This is a genomic window from Klebsiella sp. GL120222-02 (assembly GCF_003097195.1).
GTDB lineage: Bacteria > Pseudomonadota > Gammaproteobacteria > Enterobacterales > Enterobacteriaceae > Klebsiella > Klebsiella variicola.
This window is the reverse complement of the sequence record NZ_QEQO01000003.1, coordinates 725,356-746,797: the sequence shown is the minus strand read 5'-3', so window position 1 is coordinate 746,797 and position 21,442 is coordinate 725,356. Positions and strand designations below refer to the sequence as shown.

Annotated in this window: 19 protein-coding genes; 15 read left to right on the top strand and 4 right to left on the bottom strand. The window is 56.1% G+C overall.

The features are described 5' to 3' along the window. The first annotated feature begins 40 nt into the window (after nucleotides 1–40). From N438_RS13720 to tldD, 9 genes are all read left to right on the top strand, one after another. Nucleotides 41–232 carry a hypothetical protein gene (locus N438_RS13720; RefSeq protein ID WP_032691257.1) on the top strand — a complete coding sequence of 64 codons (192 nt, stop codon included), beginning with the start codon at nucleotides 41–43 and terminating at the stop codon, nucleotides 230–232. A 79-nt stretch (nucleotides 233–311) separates the two neighbouring features. Further along, entirely contained in the window at nucleotides 312–2,252 is a 1,941-nt protein-coding gene (csrD, locus tag N438_RS13715; RefSeq protein WP_008806692.1) for an RNase E specificity factor CsrD, read from the top strand. 305 nt (nucleotides 2,253–2,557) lie between these two features. Next, complete coding sequence (gene mreB, locus N438_RS13705) at nucleotides 2,558–3,601, top strand: rod shape-determining protein MreB (protein WP_002918653.1); 1,044 nt, start codon at nucleotides 2,558–2,560, stop codon at nucleotides 3,599–3,601. 70 nt (nucleotides 3,602–3,671) lie between these two features. Beyond that, nucleotides 3,672–4,664: a rod shape-determining protein MreC gene (gene mreC, locus N438_RS13700; RefSeq protein ID WP_008806690.1), complete on the top strand. Its 993-nt coding sequence runs from the start codon at nucleotides 3,672–3,674 to the stop codon at nucleotides 4,662–4,664. Then, the gene (gene mreD / locus N438_RS13695; protein ID WP_008806689.1) at nucleotides 4,664–5,152 is read left to right on the top strand and encodes a rod shape-determining protein MreD; all 489 of its coding nucleotides are present in this window, start codon (nucleotides 4,664–4,666) and stop codon (nucleotides 5,150–5,152) included. Before mreC ends, mreD begins: the two co-directional genes overlap by 1 nt. Before the next feature lie 7 nt (nucleotides 5,153–5,159). Next, the gene (locus N438_RS13690; protein WP_008806688.1) at nucleotides 5,160–5,741 is read left to right on the top strand and encodes a nucleoside triphosphate pyrophosphatase; all 582 of its coding nucleotides are present in this window, start codon (nucleotides 5,160–5,162) and stop codon (nucleotides 5,739–5,741) included. 2 nt (nucleotides 5,742–5,743) lie between these two features. Further along, nucleotides 5,744–7,213: a ribonuclease G gene (gene rng, locus N438_RS13685; RefSeq protein ID WP_008806687.1), complete on the top strand. Its 1,470-nt coding sequence runs from the start codon at nucleotides 5,744–5,746 to the stop codon at nucleotides 7,211–7,213. A 37-nt stretch (nucleotides 7,214–7,250) separates the two neighbouring features. After that, nucleotides 7,251–11,048 (top strand): AsmA2 domain-containing protein YhdP, encoded by a 3,798-nt coding sequence (gene yhdP, locus N438_RS13680; RefSeq protein WP_116696334.1) that lies wholly within the window; start codon nucleotides 7,251–7,253, stop codon nucleotides 11,046–11,048. A gap of 88 nt (nucleotides 11,049–11,136) precedes the next feature. Next, a complete protein-coding gene (gene tldD, locus N438_RS13675) occupies nucleotides 11,137–12,582 on the top strand; it encodes a metalloprotease TldD (protein WP_008806685.1) in 1,446 nt (481 codons plus the stop codon). Between the two features lie 35 nt (nucleotides 12,583–12,617). Here the strand turns inward: tldD and aaeR are convergent, their stop codons facing one another. Next, nucleotides 12,618–13,547, bottom strand: coding sequence for an HTH-type transcriptional activator AaeR (gene aaeR / locus N438_RS13670; RefSeq protein ID WP_008806684.1), 930 nt, complete (start codon nucleotides 13,545–13,547; stop codon nucleotides 12,618–12,620). Nucleotides 13,548–13,678: 131 nt separating this feature from the next. On the opposite strand from aaeR, the gene aaeX reads away from it, so the two are divergent. The 5 genes from aaeX (at nucleotide 13,679) to N438_RS13645 (ending at nucleotide 18,440) form a co-directional block, all read left to right on the top strand. Further along, nucleotides 13,679–13,882, top strand: coding sequence for a p-hydroxybenzoic acid efflux pump operon protein AaeX (gene aaeX / locus N438_RS13665; protein WP_002918640.1), 204 nt, complete (start codon nucleotides 13,679–13,681; stop codon nucleotides 13,880–13,882). A 7-nt stretch (nucleotides 13,883–13,889) separates the two neighbouring features. Then, on the top strand, nucleotides 13,890–14,822 hold the full coding sequence (aaeA, locus tag N438_RS13660) for a p-hydroxybenzoic acid efflux pump subunit AaeA (RefSeq protein ID WP_008806683.1): 933 nt from the start codon (nucleotides 13,890–13,892) through the stop codon (nucleotides 14,820–14,822). 5 nt (nucleotides 14,823–14,827) lie between these two features. Continuing rightward, nucleotides 14,828–16,795, top strand: a complete 1,968-nt coding sequence (gene aaeB / locus N438_RS13655; protein ID WP_012540451.1) for a p-hydroxybenzoic acid efflux pump subunit AaeB — start codon at nucleotides 14,828–14,830, stop codon at nucleotides 16,793–16,795. A gap of 79 nt (nucleotides 16,796–16,874) precedes the next feature. Continuing rightward, complete coding sequence (locus tag N438_RS13650; protein ID WP_008806681.1) at nucleotides 16,875–17,150, top strand: barstar family protein; 276 nt, start codon at nucleotides 16,875–16,877, stop codon at nucleotides 17,148–17,150. Nucleotides 17,151–17,417: 267 nt separating this feature from the next. Beyond that, entirely contained in the window at nucleotides 17,418–18,440 is a 1,023-nt protein-coding gene (locus N438_RS13645) for an alpha/beta hydrolase (RefSeq protein WP_060619391.1), read from the top strand. A 111-nt stretch (nucleotides 18,441–18,551) separates the two neighbouring features. On the opposite strand, the gene yhcN-B is transcribed toward N438_RS13645, so the two are convergent. The 3 genes from yhcN-B to argR form a co-directional block, all read right to left on the bottom strand. Continuing rightward, entirely contained in the window at nucleotides 18,552–18,818 is a 267-nt protein-coding gene (gene yhcN-B, locus N438_RS13640; RefSeq protein ID WP_008806680.1) for a DUF1471 family stress response protein YhcN-B, read from the bottom strand. Between the two features lie 98 nt (nucleotides 18,819–18,916). Beyond that, nucleotides 18,917–19,180, bottom strand: a complete 264-nt coding sequence (yhcN, locus tag N438_RS13635) for a peroxide/acid stress response protein YhcN (RefSeq protein ID WP_008806679.1) — start codon at nucleotides 19,178–19,180, stop codon at nucleotides 18,917–18,919. A gap of 373 nt (nucleotides 19,181–19,553) precedes the next feature. After that, nucleotides 19,554–20,024 carry a transcriptional regulator ArgR gene (gene argR / locus N438_RS13630; RefSeq protein WP_002918625.1) on the bottom strand — a complete coding sequence of 157 codons (471 nt, stop codon included), beginning with the start codon at nucleotides 20,022–20,024 and terminating at the stop codon, nucleotides 19,554–19,556. Between the two features lie 414 nt (nucleotides 20,025–20,438). Here argR and mdh point away from each other — a divergent pair, with 414 nt between their 5' ends. Continuing rightward, the gene (gene mdh / locus N438_RS13625) at nucleotides 20,439–21,377 is read left to right on the top strand and encodes a malate dehydrogenase (RefSeq protein WP_008806678.1); all 939 of its coding nucleotides are present in this window, start codon (nucleotides 20,439–20,441) and stop codon (nucleotides 21,375–21,377) included. Nucleotides 21,378–21,442 lie beyond the last annotated feature (65 nt).

Below are 21,442 nucleotides of genomic sequence, written 5' to 3'. Positions count from 1 at the left end.
AGAGGGCGGTAAGCTGGCCAGACGGTAAACTGGTAATAATTTGCGTCGCTGGCGCGGGTTTGCCATCCTGCGTCTAAAATTAAAGCGCTTCTGGCGCAGGCCGCAGGCGGGCAATGATTGGCAAATTTTTTCTGCCGACTATACTCGCTATCGGCATACTTTCGCCGATAATACGCATTCCATTGCCAGACTCGCCATCTTTGATAGTATGCGTCGCGCTTTAAAAGGTTAATGCTAGCGGCAAGGCGCGCGCCAGCACGGGAGCCTGATGGTTCATCGGGCAGTCATTCACTCGCGGAGTTAACACAGGGATGCGATTAACGACGAAGTTCTCAGCCTTTATCACGCTGCTAACTAGCCTGACCATCTTTGTCACGCTGATTGGCGCTTCGCTGAGTTTTTATAACGGCATTGAGAACAAGGTCGAAAACCGGGTTCAGGCGGTGGCGACCATGCTGGATAACCGGCTCATCACCACCTCTTTTGATCAGCTTGAGCCGCAGCTGGATGAGCTGATGACGCCGATCGAGATCGTGCATATCGATTTCATGCTTAACGGCAAACCACTCTACAGCCACTCCCGAACCGACAGCTACCGCCCGCTTGGCAGCCATGAGCAATTCCGTGAGATCACGGTCCCGTCGCTTAAACACCCCGGTATCACTCTGCATCTGGTCTACGTTGACCCAATGGTGAACTATTTCCGCTCGCTGTCGATCACGGCCCCGCTGTCGATCTCCATCGGCTTTATGGTGGTGATTATTTTCTTCGCCGTCCGCTGGATCCGCCGCCAGCTGGCTGGTCAGGAGCTGCTTGAGCTGCGTTCCACGCGCATCCTGAGCGGCGAGCGCGGGCCGCAGGTGCGCGGATCGGTCTATGAATGGCCAGCCAGCACCAGCAGCGCGCTGGATATGCTGCTGTCGGAGCTGCAATTCGCCAGCGATCAGCGCAGCCGTATGGATACGCTGATTCGCTCCTATGCGGCACAGGATTCTAAAACGGGCCTGAATAACCGCCTGTTCTTTGATAATCAGCTGGCCACGCTGCTGGAAGACCAGGAGAAAGTGGGCGCCTACGGCATCGTCATGATGATCCGTCTGCCGGAGTTCGATCTGCTACGGGACAACTGGGGACGGGCGGCCGCCGAAGAGCATTACTTCACGCTTATCAACCTGCTCTCTACCTTTATTATGCGTTATCCCGGCGCGCTACTGGCGCGCTATCACCGTAGCGACTTCGCCGTGCTGCTGCCGCACCGCACGTTAAAAGAGGCGGATAGTATCGCCGGGCTGTTGCTGAAGGCCATGGACGCACTGCCGCCGACGCGCATTCTCGATCGCGACGATATGATGCATATCGGGATCTGTGCTTTCCGCAGCGGGCAATCGACAGCGCAGGTGATGGAGCACGCGGAAGCGGCAACGCGCAACGCGGTGCTGCAGGGTAGCAATAGTTGGTCGGTTTACGATGACACCCTTCCTGAGAAAGGTCGCGGCAACGTTCGCTGGCGGACGCTGATCGAACAGATGCTGAGCCGCGGGGGACCGCGGTTGTACCAAAAACCTGCCGTTACCCGCGATGGCCGGGTGCATCACCGTGAACTGATGTCGCGGATGTACGACGGTAAAGAAGAGGTGATCGCCGCCGAGTACATGCCGATGGTGCTGCAGTTTGGTCTGGCGGAGGAGTATGACCGCCTGCAGGTGACGCGCCTGCTGCCATTTTTAGGCTTCTGGCCTGAAGAAAACCTGGCGTTACAGCTGTCGGTGGAGTCGCTGATCCGTCCCCGTTTTCAGCGCTGGCTGCGCGATGCCTTAATGCAGTGTGAAAAATCGCAGCGTCAGCGGATTATTTTTGAACTTGCGGAGGCAGATGTTTGTCAATATATCGGCCGTCTGCAGCCGGTTATGCGGTTGGTTAACGCCCTGGGCGTTCGGGTGGCGGTCGTTCAGGCGGGACTAACCCTGGTGGGAACCAGCTGGATCAAGCAGCTGGATGCGGAGTTGATCAAACTGCATCCTGGGCTGGCGCGCAACATTGAAAAGCGCAGTGAGAACCAGCTGCTGGTGCAAAGTCTGGTGGAAGCCTGCAAAGGCATGCCTATGCAAGTTTTTGCGACGGGCGTACGCAGCCGCAGCGAGTGGTTAGTGCTGTCCCAATGCGGTGTCACAGGCGGTCAGGGGGAATTTTTTGCGGCCTCACAGCCACTTGACACAAATGTGAAAAAATATTCGCAAAGATACTCGGTTTGATCTGCCGTTTAGCGTGATTTCACGTAGAATAACGCGCGCCATCGTGAAGGGGGTGTGCTTGTCTACTCGCCGGATCATCGCAATGTAAATGCCAGTGACCCTCCTTTGACAGGTTACAAATTCAGGCGTGGAGCGCTGCTGAAGATTTCAGCAATGAACGGAGTCGGAAAAATTTGTAACAAAGGAAATGAACTGCACTAATTTTCACCGCAGCAGGTGATTTTTGCGCCTTGTCGCTGCTGCGTGTGGTTGGTAAAGTAAGCGGATTTTGTTTTCCGCCCCAGCTTTCAGGATTATCCCTTAGTATGTTAAAAAAATTTCGTGGCATGTTTTCCAATGACCTGTCCATTGACCTGGGTACCGCGAATACCCTTATTTACGTAAAAGGACAAGGCATCGTATTGAATGAGCCTTCCGTGGTGGCCATTCGTCAGGATCGTGCCGGATCGCCGAAAAGCGTCGCCGCCGTAGGTCATGAAGCGAAGCAGATGCTCGGCCGTACCCCGGGTAATATCGCGGCGATTCGCCCGATGAAGGACGGCGTCATCGCTGACTTCTTCGTGACGGAAAAGATGCTGCAGCACTTTATCAAACAAGTGCACAGCAACAGCTTTATGCGCCCGAGCCCGCGCGTGCTGGTGTGCGTACCGGTTGGCGCCACCCAGGTTGAGCGTCGTGCGATCCGTGAATCCGCGCAGGGCGCTGGCGCTCGTGAAGTCTTCCTGATCGAAGAGCCGATGGCGGCAGCGATTGGCGCAGGCTTACCGGTTTCTGAAGCGACCGGTTCTATGGTTGTCGATATCGGCGGCGGTACTACCGAAGTCGCGGTTATTTCCCTGAACGGCGTGGTCTACTCTTCTTCCGTGCGTATCGGCGGCGACCGTTTCGACGAAGCCGTGATTAATTACGTGCGTCGTAACTACGGCTCCCTGATCGGTGAAGCGACCGCTGAGCGTATCAAACACGAAATCGGTTCGGCTTACCCGGGCGATGAAGTGCGTGAAATCGAAGTTCGCGGCCGTAACCTGGCGGAAGGCGTACCACGCGGCTTTACCCTGAATTCCAACGAAATTCTTGAAGCGCTGCAGGAGCCGCTGACCGGCATCGTGAGTGCGGTCATGGTTGCTCTGGAGCAGTGCCCGCCGGAACTGGCTTCTGATATCTCCGAGCGCGGGATGGTTCTTACCGGCGGTGGTGCGCTGCTGCGCAACCTGGACCGTCTGTTAATGGAAGAAACCGGTATTCCAGTCGTGGTTGCTGAAGATCCGCTGACCTGCGTAGCGCGTGGCGGCGGCAAGGCGCTGGAAATGATCGACATGCACGGCGGCGACCTGTTTAGCGAAGAGTAGTCAGCCTGAAGGTCTGGGGTGGCTTAGCGGCTGCCCCTGGTCTTTACTGACACGAGAATACGCATAGCCTATGAAGCCAATTTTTAGCCGTGGCCCCTCGCTACAGATTCGCCTTATTCTGGCGGTGCTGGTGGCGCTTGGCGTCATTATCGCCGACAGCCGCCTGGGTACGTTCAGTCAAATCAGAACGTACATGGATACAGCCGTCAGCCCTTTCTACTTTGTCTCTAATGGTCCCCGGGAACTCCTCGACAGCGTATCGCAAACGCTGGCGACCCGCGATCAGCTCGAACTGGAAAACCGCGCGCTGCGTCAGGAACTGTTGCTGAAAAACAGCGATCTGCTGATGCTGGGCCAGTACAAGCAAGAGAACGCGCGTCTGCGTGAACTGCTTGGCTCGCCGCTGCGCCAGGACGAACAAAAAATGGTGACGCAGGTCATCTCAACGGTCAACGACCCCTACAGCGATCAGGTGGTTATTGATAAGGGCAGCGTGAACGGTGTTTACGAAGGCCAGCCGGTTATCAGCGATAAAGGCGTAGTGGGGCAGGTCGTGGCCGTGGCGAAAATGACCAGCCGGGTGCTGCTGATCTGCGATGCCACCCATGCGCTGCCGATCCAGGTCCTGCGTAACGACATTCGCGTGATTGCCGCCGGTAACGGCTGTACTGACGATCTCCAGCTTGAGCATCTGCCGGCGAATACCGATATTCGCGTCGGCGATGTGCTGGTGACCTCTGGTCTCGGTGGCCGCTTCCCGGAAGGGTATCCGGTCGGGGTGGTCTCCTCGGTGAAGCTGGACACTCAGCGCGCCTACACCGTGATTCAGGCGCGTCCGACGGCCGGGCTGCAGCGCTTGCGCTATCTGCTGCTGCTGTGGGGCGCCGATCGCAATGGCGCCAACCCGATGACCCCGGAAGAGGTCCATCGCGTGGCTAACGAGCGCCTGATGCAGATGATGCCGCAGGTGCTGCCTGCGCCGGATGCCATGGGGCCGCAGATGCCGGCGCCAGCCACCGGGCTGACGCCATCGCAGCCGTCTCTGCCTGCAGGGGGGCAATAGTGGCAAGTTATCGTAGCCAGGGACGCTGGGTTATCTGGCTCTCGTTTCTTATCGCGCTATTGCTGCAAATTATGCCCTGGCCGGCGGACATCAGTGTTTTCCGGCCCAACTGGGTATTATTGATCCTGCTGTACTGGATCCTCGCCCTGCCGCATCGGGTGAACGTGGGGACGGGCTTCGTGATGGGGGCTATTCTTGATCTCATTAGCGGCTCGACGCTGGGCGTTCGCGCCCTGTCCTTAAGCATTATCGCCTATCTGGTCGCGCTGAAATATCAGCTGTTCCGTAACCTGGCGCTGTGGCAACAAGCGCTGGTGGTCATGCTGTTATCCCTGGCCGTGGATATCATTGTTTTCTGGGCAGAGTTTTTAGTGATCAACGTCTCTTTCCGTCCGGAAGTATTCTGGAGTAGTGTAGTAAACGGTGTCCTCTGGCCATGGCTCTTCCTGCTGATGCGCAAAGTGCGTCAGCAATTTGCAGTGCAATAAGGTTGATATGACAACTCTGTATCTTGCTTCAGGTTCCCCGCGTCGGCAGGAACTGCTGACTCAGCTTGGTCTCACTTTCGAGCGTCTGGTTCCCGGTATTGAGGAACAGCGCCAGCCGCAGGAGAGCGCCGAGCACTATGTTGTCCGCCTGGCGCGCGAAAAAGCGCAGGCCGGGGTGGCGATGGCATCGCGCGATTTGCCGGTGCTGGGGGCGGATACGATTGTCATTCTTAACGGCGAAGTGCTGGAGAAACCGCGCGACGCTGAACACGCTGCAGCAATGCTGCGTCTGCTTTCCGGCCAAACGCATCAGGTCATGACGGCGGTGGCGCTGGCAGATACGCAGCAGACGCTGGACTGTCTGGTGGTCACGGACGTGACCTTCCGGCTGCTTAGCGAGCAGGATATCGCCGAATATGTGGCCAGCGGCGAGCCTTTAGATAAAGCAGGTGCATACGGTATTCAAGGGTTGGGTGGTTGCTTCGTCAGGAAGATTAATGGCAGCTATCACGCCGTAGTCGGCTTACCGCTGGTGGAAACGTATGAGTTGCTCAGTAACTTTAACTCACTGCGTAAAGAAAAGGGATAAAGATGACGGCTGAATTATTAGTTAACGTAACGCCATCCGAAACGCGCGTCGCGTATATCGATGGCGGTATTCTGCAGGAAATCCATATTGAGCGTGAAGCGCGACGCGGAATAGTAGGCAATATCTACAAAGGTCGTGTTAGCCGAGTGCTGCCGGGAATGCAGGCGGCTTTTGTAGATATTGGTCTCGATAAGGCGGCGTTCCTCCACGCCTCCGATATCATGCCGCATACCGAATGTGTCGCTGGTGAGGAGCAAAAGCAGTTTACCGTACGCGATATTTCGGAGCTGGTGCGCCAGGGCCAGGACCTGATGGTCCAGGTGGTCAAAGATCCGCTGGGCACCAAAGGCGCGCGTCTGACCACGGATATCACCCTGCCTTCCCGTTATCTGGTGTTTATGCCAGGCGCCTCCCATGTGGGAGTATCCCAACGCATTGAAAGCGAAGCCGAGCGTGAGCGGTTGAAGAAGGTTGTCGCAGATTACTGCGACGAGCAGGGCGGATTTATCATTCGCACCGCTGCGGAAGGGGTTCACGAGCAGGAAATGGCCGCCGATGCCGCCTATCTGAAGCGCGTCTGGACCAAGGTGATGGAGCGCAAAAAGCGCAATCAGACCCGTTATCAGCTGTACGGCGAGCTGGCCCTGGCTCAGCGCGTGCTGCGTGATTTTGCCGATGCGCATCTCGACCGTATTCGCGTCGACTCTCGCCTGACCTACGAGGCGTTACTTGAGTTCACTGCTGAATATATCCCGGAAATGACCAGCAAGCTGGAACACTACAGCGGCCGCCAGCCGATTTTCGATCTCTTTGATGTGGAGAACGAAATTCAGCGCGCGCTGGAGCGTAAGGTTGAGCTGAAGTCCGGGGGCTACCTGATCATCGACCAGACCGAGGCGATGACTACCATTGATATCAATACCGGGGCGTTTGTCGGGCACCGGAATCTTGACGATACTATCTTCAATACCAATATCGAAGCCACCCAGGCGATAGCCCGCCAGCTACGTTTGCGTAACCTCGGCGGCATTATCATCATTGATTTCATTGACATGAACAATGAAGACCATCGTCGACGGGTACTGCACTCCTTAGAGCAGGCGCTGAGTAAAGATCGGGTGAAAACCAGCATCAATGGCTTCTCGCAGCTGGGACTGGTGGAGATGACCCGCAAGCGCACGCGTGAAAGCGTGGAGCATGTGCTGTGCAACGAGTGCCCGACCTGCCATGGACGCGGAACGGTAAAGTCGGTTGAAACGGTATGCTATGAGATTATGCGTGAGATCGTCCGCGTGCATCATGCTTATGATTCCGATCGCTTCCTGGTCTATGCTTCCCCTGCGGTGGCGGAAACCCTGAAAGGGGAAGAGTCGCACGCGCTGGCGGAAGTGGAAATCTTTGTCGGTAAGCAGGTCAAGGTACAAATTGAGCCGCTCTATAATCAAGAGCAGTTCGATGTGGTTATGATGTAAGACACCGCGTCATTGTGCGGCTGACAAGGAGAGAGGCGTGAGGCGACTGCCCGGGATTTTATTGCTCACCGTGGCAACATTGATTGTTATCGTCGCGCTGCTGGTGAGTGGCTTGCGTCTCGTGTTGCCGCAGCTCGACGCCTGGCGTCCGCAGCTGCTGGAGAAGATCTCCACGCTTACCGGCACGCCGGTGGATGCCTCGCAGATCACCGCCAGCTGGCAAAATTTTGGTCCGACGTTAGATGTTCGTGATATTCAGGTCGGGCTGAAAGACGGCGGCAAAATGGCGGTGAAGCGCGTGACCGTGGCGCTGGACGTCTGGCAGAGTTTGCTGCATATGCGCTGGCAGTTCCGCGATCTTACCTTCTGGCAGCTGCAGGTTCATACCAACACCCCTATTCAGACCAATGACGGCGGCGAAAGCCTGAAAACCGACCGCATCAGCGATCTCTTTTTACGTCAGTTCGACCACTTTACCCTGCGCGACAGCCATCTGAGCTTCCTGACCATTTCCGGTCAGCGGGCGGAGCTGGCAGTCCCGCAGCTGACCTGGCTTAACGGCAGGAACCGTCACCGCGCCGAGGGGCAGCTTAGTCTCTCCAGTCTCACCGGCCAGCATGGCGTGATGCAGGTGCGGATGGATCTCCGCGATGAGGATGGCCTGCTGAATAAAGGGCGAGTCTGGCTACAGGCTGACGATATTGACGTCAAACCGTGGCTCGGCCGCTGGATGCAGGACAATATCGCTCTGAAGAGCGCCCGCTTCAGCCTTGAAGGTTGGATGACCATTGAAAAAGGCGATGTGGCCAGCGGTGACGTATGGCTGAAAAAAGGGGGCGCCAGCTGGCAGGGGGATGACGAAGTTCATCACCTGTCAGTGGATAACCTGACGGCGCATCTCTCCCACGACAAGCAGAGCTGGGGCTTCTACATTCCCGATACGCGGATCGCTATCGACGATAAACCCTGGCCAAGCGGCGCGCTGGCGATGGCCTGGATCCCGGCGCAGGACGTCGGTGGCGACGACCATCAGCGTAGCGATGAATTACGCATTCGTGCCAGCAACTTAACCCTCAGCGGCCTCAGCGGATTACAGCCCTTCGCCGATAAGCTGGCGCCTTCCCTGGGCGAGCTCTGGCGCACCACGCAGCCCAGCGGGAAAATCAACCTGCTGGCGCTCGATATTCCCCTTCAGGCGACGGAGAAAACGCGCTTTCAGGCGCAGTGGAGCGATCTGGCATGGAAGCAGTGGAAACTCCTGCCGGGAGCGGAACACTTTTCCGGCAGTCTGAATGGCAGCGTTGAGCACGGGGAACTGCGCGCCCGCATGACGCAGGCGCTGATGCCTTATACCGGTGTTTTCCGCGCCCCGCTGGAGATCGCCGCTGGCGAAGCCACCCTCAGCTGGGTGAAAAACGACAAAGGGTTTATGCTTGATGGCCGCGATATTGACGTGCAGGCGACGGGTGTCCGCGCCCGCGGCGGCTTCCGCTATTTGCAACCGCAGGGAGATGATCCCTGGCTGGGCATTCTGGCGGGCATCAGCACCAATGATGGTGGCCAGGCATGGCGTTACTTCCCGGAAAACCTGATGGGCAAGGCGCTGGTGGACTATCTCAGCGGCGCGATTAAAGCCGGACAGGCTCGCGATGCGACGCTGGTGTATGGCGGCAATCCGCATCTTTTCCCTTACCCGCATAATGAAGGGCAGTTCCAGGTTTATGTCCCACTGAAGAACGCCACTTTTGCCTTCCAGCCGGACTGGCCGGCGCTGACCGGGCTGAACATCGACCTCAACTTCATCAATAACGGGTTGTGGATGCGGGCGGATAAAGCGATGCTCGGCAATGTCACCGCCAGCAATCTCGATGCCGCGATCCCGGACTATACCGCTGAAAAGCTGTTGATTGATGCCGATATCAAAGGCCCGGGCAAAGAGGTGGGACCTTATTTCAACACCACGCCGCTGAAAGAGACCCTGGGAGCGGCGCTGGATTCCCTGCAGCTGGACGGGGATGTGAGCGCTCGCTTACATCTTAACATCCCTTTAGATGGCGAAATGACCACCGCGAAAGGCGATGTGCGTCTGCAGAATAACAGTCTGTTTATCAAGCCGTTAGACACCACTCTGCAAAACCTGAGCGGGAATTTCAGCTTCGTGAATGGCGATCTCAATAGCGAAACCTTGAGCGCGACCTGGTTTCATCAGCCGCTGAATCTCAATTTTTCCACCCGGGAGGGCGAAAAAGCGTTTCTGGTGGACGTCGGGATGAACGCCAACTGGCAGCCATCGCATACCGGATTGCTGCCAAAAGCCGTCAACGAAGCGCTGAGCGGCAGCGTGCCGTGGGAGGGCAAGGTCGCTATCGAACTGCCGTACCATGGCAACGCCAGCTATAAGGTTGATATCAACGGCGACCTCAAGAATGTGAGCAGTCACTTACCTTCGCCGGTCAATAAGCCCGCTGGAGAGCCGATGCCGATCAAAATTAACGTCGCCGGCGGTTTGAGCAGCTTCGACCTGACCGGCTCCGTCGGCGCGAAGAATCATATCAACAGCCGCTGGTTGCTGAACCATAAGCTGACGTTGGATCGGGCAATCCTTACTTCGGACAGCAAGGGTCTCTCTCCGCTGCCTGACCAGCCTGGGGTTGAACTCAATTTGCCACCGATGGATGGCGCTCAATGGCTGGCGCTCTTTCAAAACGGGGCGGCGAATGAAGTCAGCAGCACCATACTCTTTCCCCAGCGCATTGTGCTGCGTACGCCGTCGCTGGCGCTTGCCGGTCAACAGTGGAACAACGTCAGTCTGATGTCGCAGCCGGTCGCCGGCGGCTCGCAGGTCGAGGCGCAGGGGCGTGAAATCAACGCTACCCTGACGATGCGCGACAATGCGCCCTGGCTGGCGAATGTGCGTTATCTCTATTTCAACCCGACCAGCGCCAATGGCCAGACCGGTGAGAAGAACGCTGCCCCGCAGGCAGAGACGCGGCTGGATTTCCACGGCTGGCCCGATCTGCAGCTGCGCTGTGCGGAATGCTGGTTGTGGGGGCAAAAATATGGCCGTATTGACGGCGATGTGGCGATTAAGGGCGATACCTTAACGCTCTCCAATGGTCTGGTGGATACCGGGTTTGGCCGACTGACGACCGATGGCGTCTGGGTCAGCGCGCCGACCGGTGTACGCACGTCGCTGAAAGGCAAACTGCATGGCAATAAAACGGATGAGTTTGCCAGTTTCTTCGGCGTTTCCACGCCGGTGAAGGATTCGCCGTTTGACATCGACTATGATCTGCACTGGCGCGCGCCGCCCTGGTCGCCCGATGTCGCATCGCTCAATGGGATCATTAAAAGCCACCTCGGCAAGGGACAGTTTACCGACCTGAGTACCGGACACGCTGGCCAGCTGCTGCGTTTGCTGAGCGTTGATGCCCTGCTGCGTAAGCTGCGCTTCGACTTTAGCGATACCTTCAGCGAGGGCTTTTACTTCGACTCGATTAACAGTACGGCATGGATCAAGGATGGCGTGCTGCATACCGACGATACGCTGGTGGATGGCCTGGAAGCGGATATTGCCATGAAAGGTTCGGTCGATTTGGTGCGCCGCCGGCTGGATCTGCAGGCGGTGGTGGCGCCGGAGATCTCTGCGACCGTCGGCGTGGCGGCGGCTTTTGCCGTCAACCCTATCGTCGGCGCGGCGGTGTTTGCCGCCAGCAAGGTGCTGGGCCCGCTGTGGAACAAAGTCTCGATTCTGCGCTATCGCATTACTGGTCCGATTGACCAGCCGCAGATCAATGAGGTGCTGCGCCAGGCGCGTAGCAACAAAAAGCAATGATTTGACGATTGCCGGGAATTGCCGCAATCTCAATAGATCGCCTTCTGTATTTCCGCCTGTCAGGCGGCAACAAACGAGTAGCATAACGATGAGTCTGAACCTGGTAAGTGAACAATTACTGTCGGCAAATGGCCTGAATCATCAGGATCTGTTTGCCATTCTTGGTCAACTGACCGAGCGCCGCCTCGATTACGGCGATCTCTATTTTCAGTCGAGCTATCACGAATCCTGGGTTCTGGAAGACAGCATCATTAAAGATGGGTCGTACAACATTGACCAGGGCGTAGGCGTGCGCGCCGTCAGCGGCGAAAAAACGGGCTTTGCCTATGCGGACCAGATTAGCAAGCTGGCGCTGGAGCAGAGCGCCCAGGCGGCGCGGACGATTGTGCGTGATACCGGTAATGGCAAAGTGCAGACCCTGGGAGCCGTTGAGTACAGCCCTTTGTACACCAGCATCGACCCGCTGCAGAGCATGAGTCGGGAAGAGAAGCTGGATATTCTGCGCCGGGTGGACAAAGTCGCCCGGGCGGCGGACAAGCGCGTGCAGGAAGTTTCGGCCAGCCTGAGCGGCGTTTATGAGCTGATTCTGGTGGCCGCCACCGACGGCACCCTCGCCGCGGACGTTCGCCCGCTGGTGCGCCTTTCGGTCAGCGTGCTGGTGGAAGAGGATGGCAAGCGTGAGCGCGGCAGCAGCGGCGGCGGTGGACGCTTTGGCTATGACTATTTCCTCGCCTCCCAGGAGGGCGACGTGCGGGCTGATGCCTGGGCGAAAGAAGCCGTGCGCATGGCGCTGGTGAACCTTTCGGCAGTCGCCGCTCCGGCGGGGATGCTGCCGGTGGTGCTCGGCGCCGGCTGGCCTGGCGTCCTGCTGCACGAAGCGGTCGGCCATGGGCTGGAAGGTGATTTCAACCGTCGCGGCACCTCGGTCTTTAGCGGCCATATGGGGGAATTAGTTGCCTCTGAGCTGTGTACTGTGGTGGATGACGGCACCATCGTCGATCGTCGCGGGTCGGTCGCCATCGATGACGAAGGCACGCCGGGGCAATACAACGTGCTGATCGAAAACGGCATCCTGAAAGGCTATATGCAGGATAAGCTCAATGCCCGTCTGATGGGCGTCGCGCCGACCGGTAACGGCCGTCGCGAGTCGTATGCTCATCTGCCGATGCCGCGTATGACCAATACCTATATGCTGGCGGGCCAGTCGACGCCGCAGGAGATTATCGAGTCGGTCGATTACGGTATCTTCGCGCCTAACTTTGGCGGCGGGCAGGTGGATATCACCTCCGGTAAGTTTGTCTTCTCTACCTCCGAAGCCTATCTGATCGAAAAAGGGAAGGTCACGAAGGCGGTGAAAGGGGCCACGCTGATCGGCTCCGGGATTGAAACCATGCAGCAGATTTCGATGGTAGGGAATGACCTGCGGCTGGATAACGGCGTTGGCGTTTGTGGCAAAGAGGGCCAGAGCGTGCCGGTGGGCGTCGGCCAGCCGACCCTGAAGGTCGATAATCTTACCGTCGGCGGTACCGCCTGATCCTGACCAGGTTCCCGGCGCTGCCGGGAACCGCTTCACCGGGCGATCCCGCGCCCGTGCATGCCTTGATAGATCTTCGCCACGTCGACAAAATACTCTGTCAGATAGTTGATACAGACCTGCACTTTCAGCGGCAGTTTATCCTTTTCCGTATACAGCGCGTAGACCGGCCGTGGATCGGACTGATAGCTGGGCAGCAGGATCTCAAGCTCGCCGCGGTTGATCTCTTCGATCGCCCACATCAATGGTACATAAGCGATACCCACCCCGGCCGTCAGCCAGCGTATCAGCGTCATGGGATCGTTGGTCACAAAGCGCCCCTGCGGGATCAGGCGGGTTGAGATCCCTTCCGGGGCGATAATTTCAAATTCGTTATCCGGACGTACGCTATATTCGAGCCATGAATGGCTGGCGAGGTCGGCCGGTTTCTCCGGATTGCCTGCCTGCGCCAGATAGCTTTTGGCGGCGCATAATACCATCGGCATTGAGCCCAGGCGGCGGGAAAAAAGGCTGGAATCCTGCAGGGCCCCCACGCGGATCACCACGTCAAGGCCGTCGGCGATCAGGTCAGGGGCTGGTATGCCGGTGACCAGATTGACGGAGAGCCCGGGGTATTCTTTCAGCATTTCCGCCGTTATGCGCGCCAGAACATTTTGTGCCATAGTTGAAGAGCAACCGATGCGCAGCGTCCCGATGGGGGTGTTATTAAATGCGTATAATTGCTCATGGACATCCTGCGCTTCAAACAGCATCCTACGGCAGCCCTGGTAATAGATTTTACCTGCTTCAGTTAAGCCAAGGCTGCGGGTGCTGCGGTTGAGCAGCTTTACCTGCAGCTCATCTTCCAGTTTGGCGACGGTCTGACTGATCGAAGAAACGCTCATCTGAAGCTGGCGGGCCGCCGCGGTGAATGAACCTAATTCGACCACTTTGGCGAAAACGGACATGCGTTTTAATCGTTCCATTATTCACTCTGGCTTAAAAGTGATTTAGATCACACATTGTAGATAATGCGGCAATCGTTACGTTAATATATTGTTAGCTACATAATAAACGCATCTGCTCACTACCTGTACGCTTCTTATTCAAGGTCATCATGAGTCTGTTTCCTGTCATCGTGATTTTCGGCTTATCGTTTCCGCCGATCTTCTTCGAGTTGCTTTTGTCGCTGGCCATCTTTTGGCTGGTGCATCGACTGCTGGTTCCGACCGGCATTTACGATTTTGTCTGGCACCCTGCACTGTTTAATACGGCGCTATATTGCTGCCTTTTTTATTTGATATCGCGCTTGTTCGTTTGAGGTTGATGTGAAAACACTAACAAGAAATATCCTCCGTACCGCTATTACCGTGATACTGGTCATTTTGGCTTTCGTGGCGATTTTCCGTGCCTGGGTCTATTACACCGCTTCGCCGTGGACGCGGGATGCGCGCTTTAGCGCTGACATTGTGGCGATTGCCCCTGACGTCTCCGGGCTGATTTCCCAGGTAAACGTCAAGGATAACCAACTGGTTAAGAAAGACCAGGTATTGTTCGTTATTGACCAACCTCGTTACCAAAAAGCGCTGGCGGAGGCGGAAGCCGATGTCGCTTACTACCAGACCTTAGCGCAGGAGAAGCGCGTTGAAGCGGGTCGGCGTAATAAGCTGGGCATACAGGCGATGTCGCGGGAAGAAATAGACCAGGCGAACAACGTGTTGCAAACCGTTGAGCATCAGTTGGCGAAAGCGGTAGCCAGCCGCGATCTGGCCAGGCTGGACCTCGAGCGCACAGAAATTCGCGCCCCCGCGGATGGCTGGGTGACCAACCTTAACGTCTATACCGGGGAGTTTATTACCCGTGGCTCCACGGCGGTGGCGCTGGTGAAAGAGAATACGTTTTACGTCATGGCCTATCTGGAAGAGACCAAGCTGGAAGGCGTCCGCCCTGGCTACCGTGCGGAGATTACCCCGCTTGGCAGCAGCAAAACCATTAAAGGGACAGTGGACAGTATCGCTGCAGGGGTGACCAACGCCAGCAGCAGCAGCGACTCGAAAGGGATGGCCTCGGTCGACTCCAACCTTGAGTGGGTGCGTCTGGCGCAGCGTGTGCCGGTGCGTATTCGCCTCGACCAGCAGCAGGGCAATCTGTGGCCATCGGGCACCACGGCGACGGTGGTGATCACCGGTAAAGAAGACCGCGATACCAGCCGGGCCAACTTCTTCCAGAAACTGGCTATGCGCCTGCGCGAATTCGGTTAATCGCTATGGGGACATATACCATTGCTCCCCGGCATCTCCGCTTTGCCATTAAGCTTGCATGCGCGGTGGTGCTGGCGCTGTTCGTCGGTTTCCATTTTCAGCTCGAAACACCGCGCTGGGCAGTACTGACGGCAGCGATCGTCGCCGCCGGGCCGGCCTTTGCTGCCGGCGGCGAACCTTACTCGGGCGCGATCCGCTATCGTGGGATGTTGCGAATTGCCGGGACCTTTATTGGCTGTATTGCGGCGCTGATTATCATCATCCTGATGATCCGTGCGCCTCTGCTGATGATGCTGGTTTGCTGCCTGTGGGCCGGGTTTTGTACCTGGATTTCGTCGCTGGTTAAGGTCGAGAACTCCTATGCCTGGGGACTGGCCGGGTACACTGCGCTGATTATCATTATCACCATCCATACCAATCCGATGCTGGCGCCGCAGTTTGCTGTCGAACGCTGTAGCGAAATTGTCATCGGTATTGTCAGCGCTATCGTCGCCGACCTGCTGTTCTCTCCACGTTCGATTAAAAAAGAGATCGACCTTGAGCTGGATAACCTGCTGATTGCGCAATATAAGCTGATGCAGTTATGCGTCGCCCACGGTGAAAAAGAGGAAGTGGATCAGGCGTGGGGCGCGCTGGTGCGTCGCACCACGGCGCTGGAAGGTATGCGCAGTAATCTGATCATGGAATCCTCTCGCTGGGCGAAGGCGAATCAGCGCCTGAAGGCGATCAATACCCTTTCATTAACGCTTATCACCCAGGCTTGCGAGACCTACCTGATTCAGAACTCGCGCCCGGAAATGGTGACGGATGACTACCGTGAGCTGTTCGCCGAGCCGGTGGAGACAGTGCAGGACGTCCACCAGCAGCTGAAGCGTATGCGCCGTTTTCTGACCTGGAAAGGCGAGCATAATACGCCCGTGACCATCTACAGCTGGGTGGGTGCCGCTACGCGCTACTTATTGCTTAAGCGCGGCGTGGTGGGTAACACCAAAATCAGTCGCATTGAAGATAGTGTGCTGCGCGGCGAAGCGGTGGTCAAAGTGGAATCTGCTGAGCGCCACCATGCGATGGTGAACTTCTGGCGTACCTCCGTCTCCTGTATCCTCGGGACGCTGTTCTGGTTGTGGACAGGCTGGACCTCAGGCAGCGGCGCGATGGTGATGATTGCCGTCGTTACCGCGCTGGCGATGCGCCTGCCTAACCCCCGAATGGTGGCGATGGACTTCCTCTACGGCACCCTGGCGGCGTTACCGTTGGGTACCTTGTACTTCCTGGTGATCATGCCGGCGACGCAGCAGAGTATGCTGCTGCTCTGTATCAGCCTGGCGGCGATGGCGTTCTTTATCGGTATCGAAGTGCAGAAAAGGCGTCTCGGATCGCTGGGGGCGCTGGCGAGCACCATCAACATTCTGGTGCTGGATAACCCGATGCAGTTTCAGTTCAGTCAGTTCCTCGACAGTGCGCTGGGGCAGATCGTCGGCTGTTTCCTTGCCCTGATGGTGATTCTGCTCGTCAGAGATAACTCACGGGCCAGAACCGGTCGGGTGCTGTTGAACCAGTTTGTCTCTGCGGCGGTCTCCTCACTGACAACGAACTCGGCGCGTCGCAAAGAGAATCATCTGCCCGCGCTCTATCAGCAGTTGTTTTTATTGCTCAACAAGTTCCCCGGCGATGTCGCCCGCTTCCGTCTGGCGTTGACGTTGATTATTGCCCATCAGCGCCTGCGCGATGCGCCCGTGCCGGTGAACGACGATCTGTCGGCCTTCCATCGACAGCTGCGACGTACCGCAGATCATGTGATCTCCGCCGGGAGTGATGATAAGCGTCGGCGCTACTTTACCCAGCTGCTGGCTGAGCTTGATGTCTATCAGGAGAAGTTGCGGGTCTGGGAGGCTTCGCCGCAGGTGACCGAGCCCGTGCGGCGGCTGGTTGAGATGTTGCACAAGTACCAGCATGTGCTGACCAGCAGTTAACCCCTAAACCGACGCCCAGGCGTCGGTTTTTTTATCGCTATACTTAACGGCGACAGGAAGAGAAGCGGGAGGGGCTGCCATGACCACCTATACGTTTGATTTTGACGAAATCGCCGAACAACAGGATTTCTACCGGGAGTTTTCCCGAACCTTTGAGCTGGCTCAGGATAAGGTCAACAACCTCGATTCACTGTGGGACGCGGTGACTGGTGGGCTGCTGCCATTGCCGCTGGATATTGAGTTTATTCATTTAAACGACAAGCAGCGTCGGCGCTTCGGCGCGTTGATTTTATTATTTGATGAAGCAGAGGAGGAGCTGGAGGGAGAGTTGCGCTTTAACGCCCGGCATGGCTAAACGTTCATCTCTTAAACCGGGAAACCCGGCTTTGATGTTCAGGATGACGTCATCGGTATCCCGCCAGATACAGGAGCAGACAACTAACATTATGCAGTCGTTCGTGGTCAGAGTTGAGCGATAAATGGCTGTTTCATCAAAAAAGTAGATGAATTTAATACAAAAAGCGCATTATTCATGGTGATTTTTCGGGGATACACTGCCTGAAACGCGATCGCATTTTGTATTTGACCTGCTATTGGCAGGTATTCTCCAGGACTGAATACCATGAAAACCCTTCCTTTGTTATTTACCAGCGGCCTGATGCTGGGCACCATGTCGGCGACAGCCTACGCTGCGGAACTCCCTGGTTATGCTGATGGTGCGCAGGTTATTCACGTGGACCAGACTCGTGGCCGTATCGACACATTCAATGGCGTGGTTTATAGCCAGGTTAAAAACGCGGTCTCTGTGCGTCAGATGCATATGTCTTTGCTGGTGCCGCGCAATCACGATCTAAAGCCCGCCATTGTCTACTTCCCTGGTGGCGGCTTTACCAGCGCGGCATGGGATAAATTTATCGAAATGCGCATGGCGCTGGCGGAAGCCGGATTTGTCGTCGCAGCGGCGGAATACCGCACGGTACCAGACACGTTTCCGGCGCCGGTTGTCGATGGTAAAGCGGCTATCCGCTACTTGCGCGCCCACGCGGCGGAATATGGCATTGATCCTAAACGTATCGGCGTGTTGGGCGATTCTGCTGGCGGCTATATGGCGCAGATGATGGCGCTGACGCACGGTGAGAAAGCCTGGGAGCAGGGCGATTTTCTTGACCAGTCTTCCGATGTCCAGGCCGCAGCGACGCTGTATGGCATCTCTAATCTATTGAATATTGGTGAAGGCTTCCCACCAGAGGTTCAGCACGTGCACGCCTCGCCGGCCGTGACGGAGGCGCTCCTGGTCCATGGCAGCGCTTTTCGCGACTGGCCTGGCGCGGCTATCGGCAGTGACCGGCAAAAAGCGCTCAATGCCAGCCCGATGGGGCATATCTCTCGTAACGAACCGCCAATGTTGATTATGCATGGCAGCGCTGACACCCTGGTTTCACCTGTCCAAAGCGCGCAGTTATATAAGGCATTAAAAGCGGAAGGTAATAAGGCAGACTATGTACTGGTCGAAGGCGCTGAACATGGCGACGATAGCTGGTATCAGAAGCCGGTTATCGATCGCGTGGTCAACTGGTTTAAAGCGACGCTCGGCGCGCCGGTTCACACTGCCAACGGGACGAAAGATAAGGACGCCAATCTGTAAATCGCTGTTCCGTTATGGAAGCGGAACGCATTGTTCGGACGGGTCTGGCGATGAAGCAAAAAAAAGCCCCCGGCAGGCGGGGGCAAGTCGTCGAAATAAGACGACGAGGGTTTATTTGTACAGCTCAGCGGTGGCGTGCCAGCTATCGCCGGTACGTGCTTCAATAATACGGTAGCTGCTGGCGCCTTCTTTCTCGGCTTTAGCGGCCAGCTCCTGACGCATGTCCATTGGCGCACTACCTACCTGGGATACGGAGATGGTGCCCATGGACTGCAGGTTTTGTGCTTGTTCAGCGTTAACTTGCTGAACGGCCGCGCTTGCGCCGAAAGAGAGAACGGAAGCCAGGCCAAGGGATGCGATGATCATTGCGCGTTTCATAATCTTTACTCCAGTCTTTGTTTTGCCGCGGCGGGGGATGTATGCGCCCAGGCCGCGGTAGAGAATCTGTGTCGGGTTAGTCGTTGACGAACTACAACTTATTTATAAAGCTCAGCGGTGGCATGCCAGTGGTCGCCAGTGCGGGCTTCGATAATGCGATAAGAAGAAGCCCCTTCTTCCTGCGCTTTCTTGTTCAGCATTTCATGCATATCCATCGGGGAAGAGGCTACCGCGCCGACGGAAACTGTGCCGATGGCCTCGCGGCCCTGGGCTTGCTCGCTGTTGATAACGTCAGCGGCAAAAGCGCCAAACGACACGACGGACAGGATGCTGAGTGCTGCTACAGTGGTTTTGATTTTCATGATGTTCACCTCGTCGAATCTTTTTGTTGAGGGTCTTTGTTTCGTGACCCTCATCACAAAACCAAGTATACACTAATCACCAAAAATATTAATACCATGCTAATTGTTTTGCGTGTTAATAGTTACAATGAATTGCGCTTTTTATAACCTATAAGAATTAAAAATGACAACTTATCCGCAGTGATAAGATTTATTTCTAATAAAATCATAAAGGTATGCGAATTTGATCTTTTGTGCGTTTTAGGCGTTTCCCTTAAGTAAAAGAACGTATAGACGCGTTAAATCACACAAAATGTTAAATAATTGTTGGATTGAGGGGCGTGAGAGAGAAAGAAAGGGGAGTCGCCCTCTGACGATTGCCAGAGGGGAATACTCAGAGTTCCTGTTCGAACAGGACCAGGATGGCGTCGTGCAGATCTTTCACCGTAAAGCCGCGCGCAGGGGTGGTGAAGATGGTGTCATCCCCGGCGATGCTGCCGAGAATACCTTCCGCCTTGCCCAGCGAGTCGAGAAGACGGGCAATCAGCTGCGCCGCGCCGGGGCTGGTGTGAATCACCACGACGGCATCGTTATAGTCGATATCCAGCACCAGATTTTTCAGCGGGCTGGAGGTGGTCGGCACGCCAAGCTCAGCAGGGAGGCAATAGACCATTTCCATTTTGGCGTTACGGGTACGAACCGCGCCAAATTTGGTGAGCATGCGGGAGACCTTCGATTGGTTGATATTCTCGAAGCCTTCTTCCTGCAGCGCCTGGACGATCTCACCCTGCGAGCTGAATTTCTCTTCTTTAAGCAGCGCTTTAAACGCTTTAACCAGTTCTTCTTGTTTTGCCGAACTTCGCATAAGTCACCCAGATTATGGTGGTAAAAACAACATCATTATGCATAACCGTGAATTTTTATGCAAATAATCCGCAACGGGATAGGTCAATAATGTTATGAAGGGGGCATATTTTAGCAAAAAAACCATATAAGGAACATGTTCACATCACAACGCTTAAAGCCATGTAAAAGTAAATGAAATGTTATTGAGTTGGTGTTGTTTTGCGCAACTGGCTGGGTGTATTGTAACCAACAGTCGATCCGGTACTTCGCTTTGCTGGATGGTCAGTCAGGAAGCATAAAGTGCGCCGCTGTTCTATTGCTACGCACAATAATGCATTCTTCAGCCATAATCATTGTAATTGTTCATCTTGTGAATTAAGGTCCAGGCGACGGAATAACGAAAGACTAAATTAACCATAATAAGGAGTTTAGGATGAAAGTTGCAGTCCTTGGCGCCGCCGGTGGTATCGGCCAGGCGCTTGCCCTACTACTTAAGACCCAACTGCCTTCAGGTTCAGAGCTCTCGTTGTACGACATCGCTCCGGTTACGCCGGGCGTGGCGGTAGATCTAAGTCATATCCCCACAGATGTAAAAATTAAAGGATTTTCCGGTGAAGATGCTACCCCGGCGCTGGAAGGCGCTGATGTGGTGCTGATCTCCGCGGGCGTAGCGCGTAAGCCCGGCATGGATCGTTCCGACCTGTTTAATGTGAATGCCGGCATCGTTAAGAACCTGGTGCAGCAGATTGCCAAAACCTGCCCACAGGCCTGCATCGGTGTTATCACCAACCCGGTGAATACCACCGTGGCTATCGCCGCCGAAGTGCTGAAAAAAGCCGGCGTGTACGATAAAAACAAGCTGTTCGGCGTCACCACGCTGGACATTATCCGCTCCAATACCTTTGTCGCTGAGCTGAAAGGTAAATCGGCAACCGAGGTGGAAGTCCCGGTCATTGGTGGTCACTCCGGCGTCACCATTCTGCCATTATTGTCGCAGATCCCGGGCGTCAGCTTCAGCGATCAGGAAGTGGCCGATCTGACTAAACGCATTCAAAACGCCGGTACCGAAGTCGTGGAAGCGAAAGCGGGCGGTGGGTCGGCGACGTTGTCGATGGGTCAGGCGGCTGCGCGCTTTGGTCTCTCTCTGGTTCGCGCGATGCAGGGAGAGAAAGGTGTGGTGGAGTGCGCCTACGTGGAAGGCGACGGCCACTATGCGCGTTTCTTCTCCCAGCCGCTGCTGCTGGGGAAAAACGGCGTGGAAGAGCGACAGTCTATCGGCAAACTCAGCGCCTTTGAGCAGCAGGCGCTGGAAGGCATGCTGGACACCCTGAAGAAAGATATCGCGCTCGGCGAAGACTTCGTCAACAAGTAACCTCGCACGTGCAAAAAAGCCGGAACCGTTGTTCCGGCTTTTTATTGCCTCACTTTTCGCCTCCA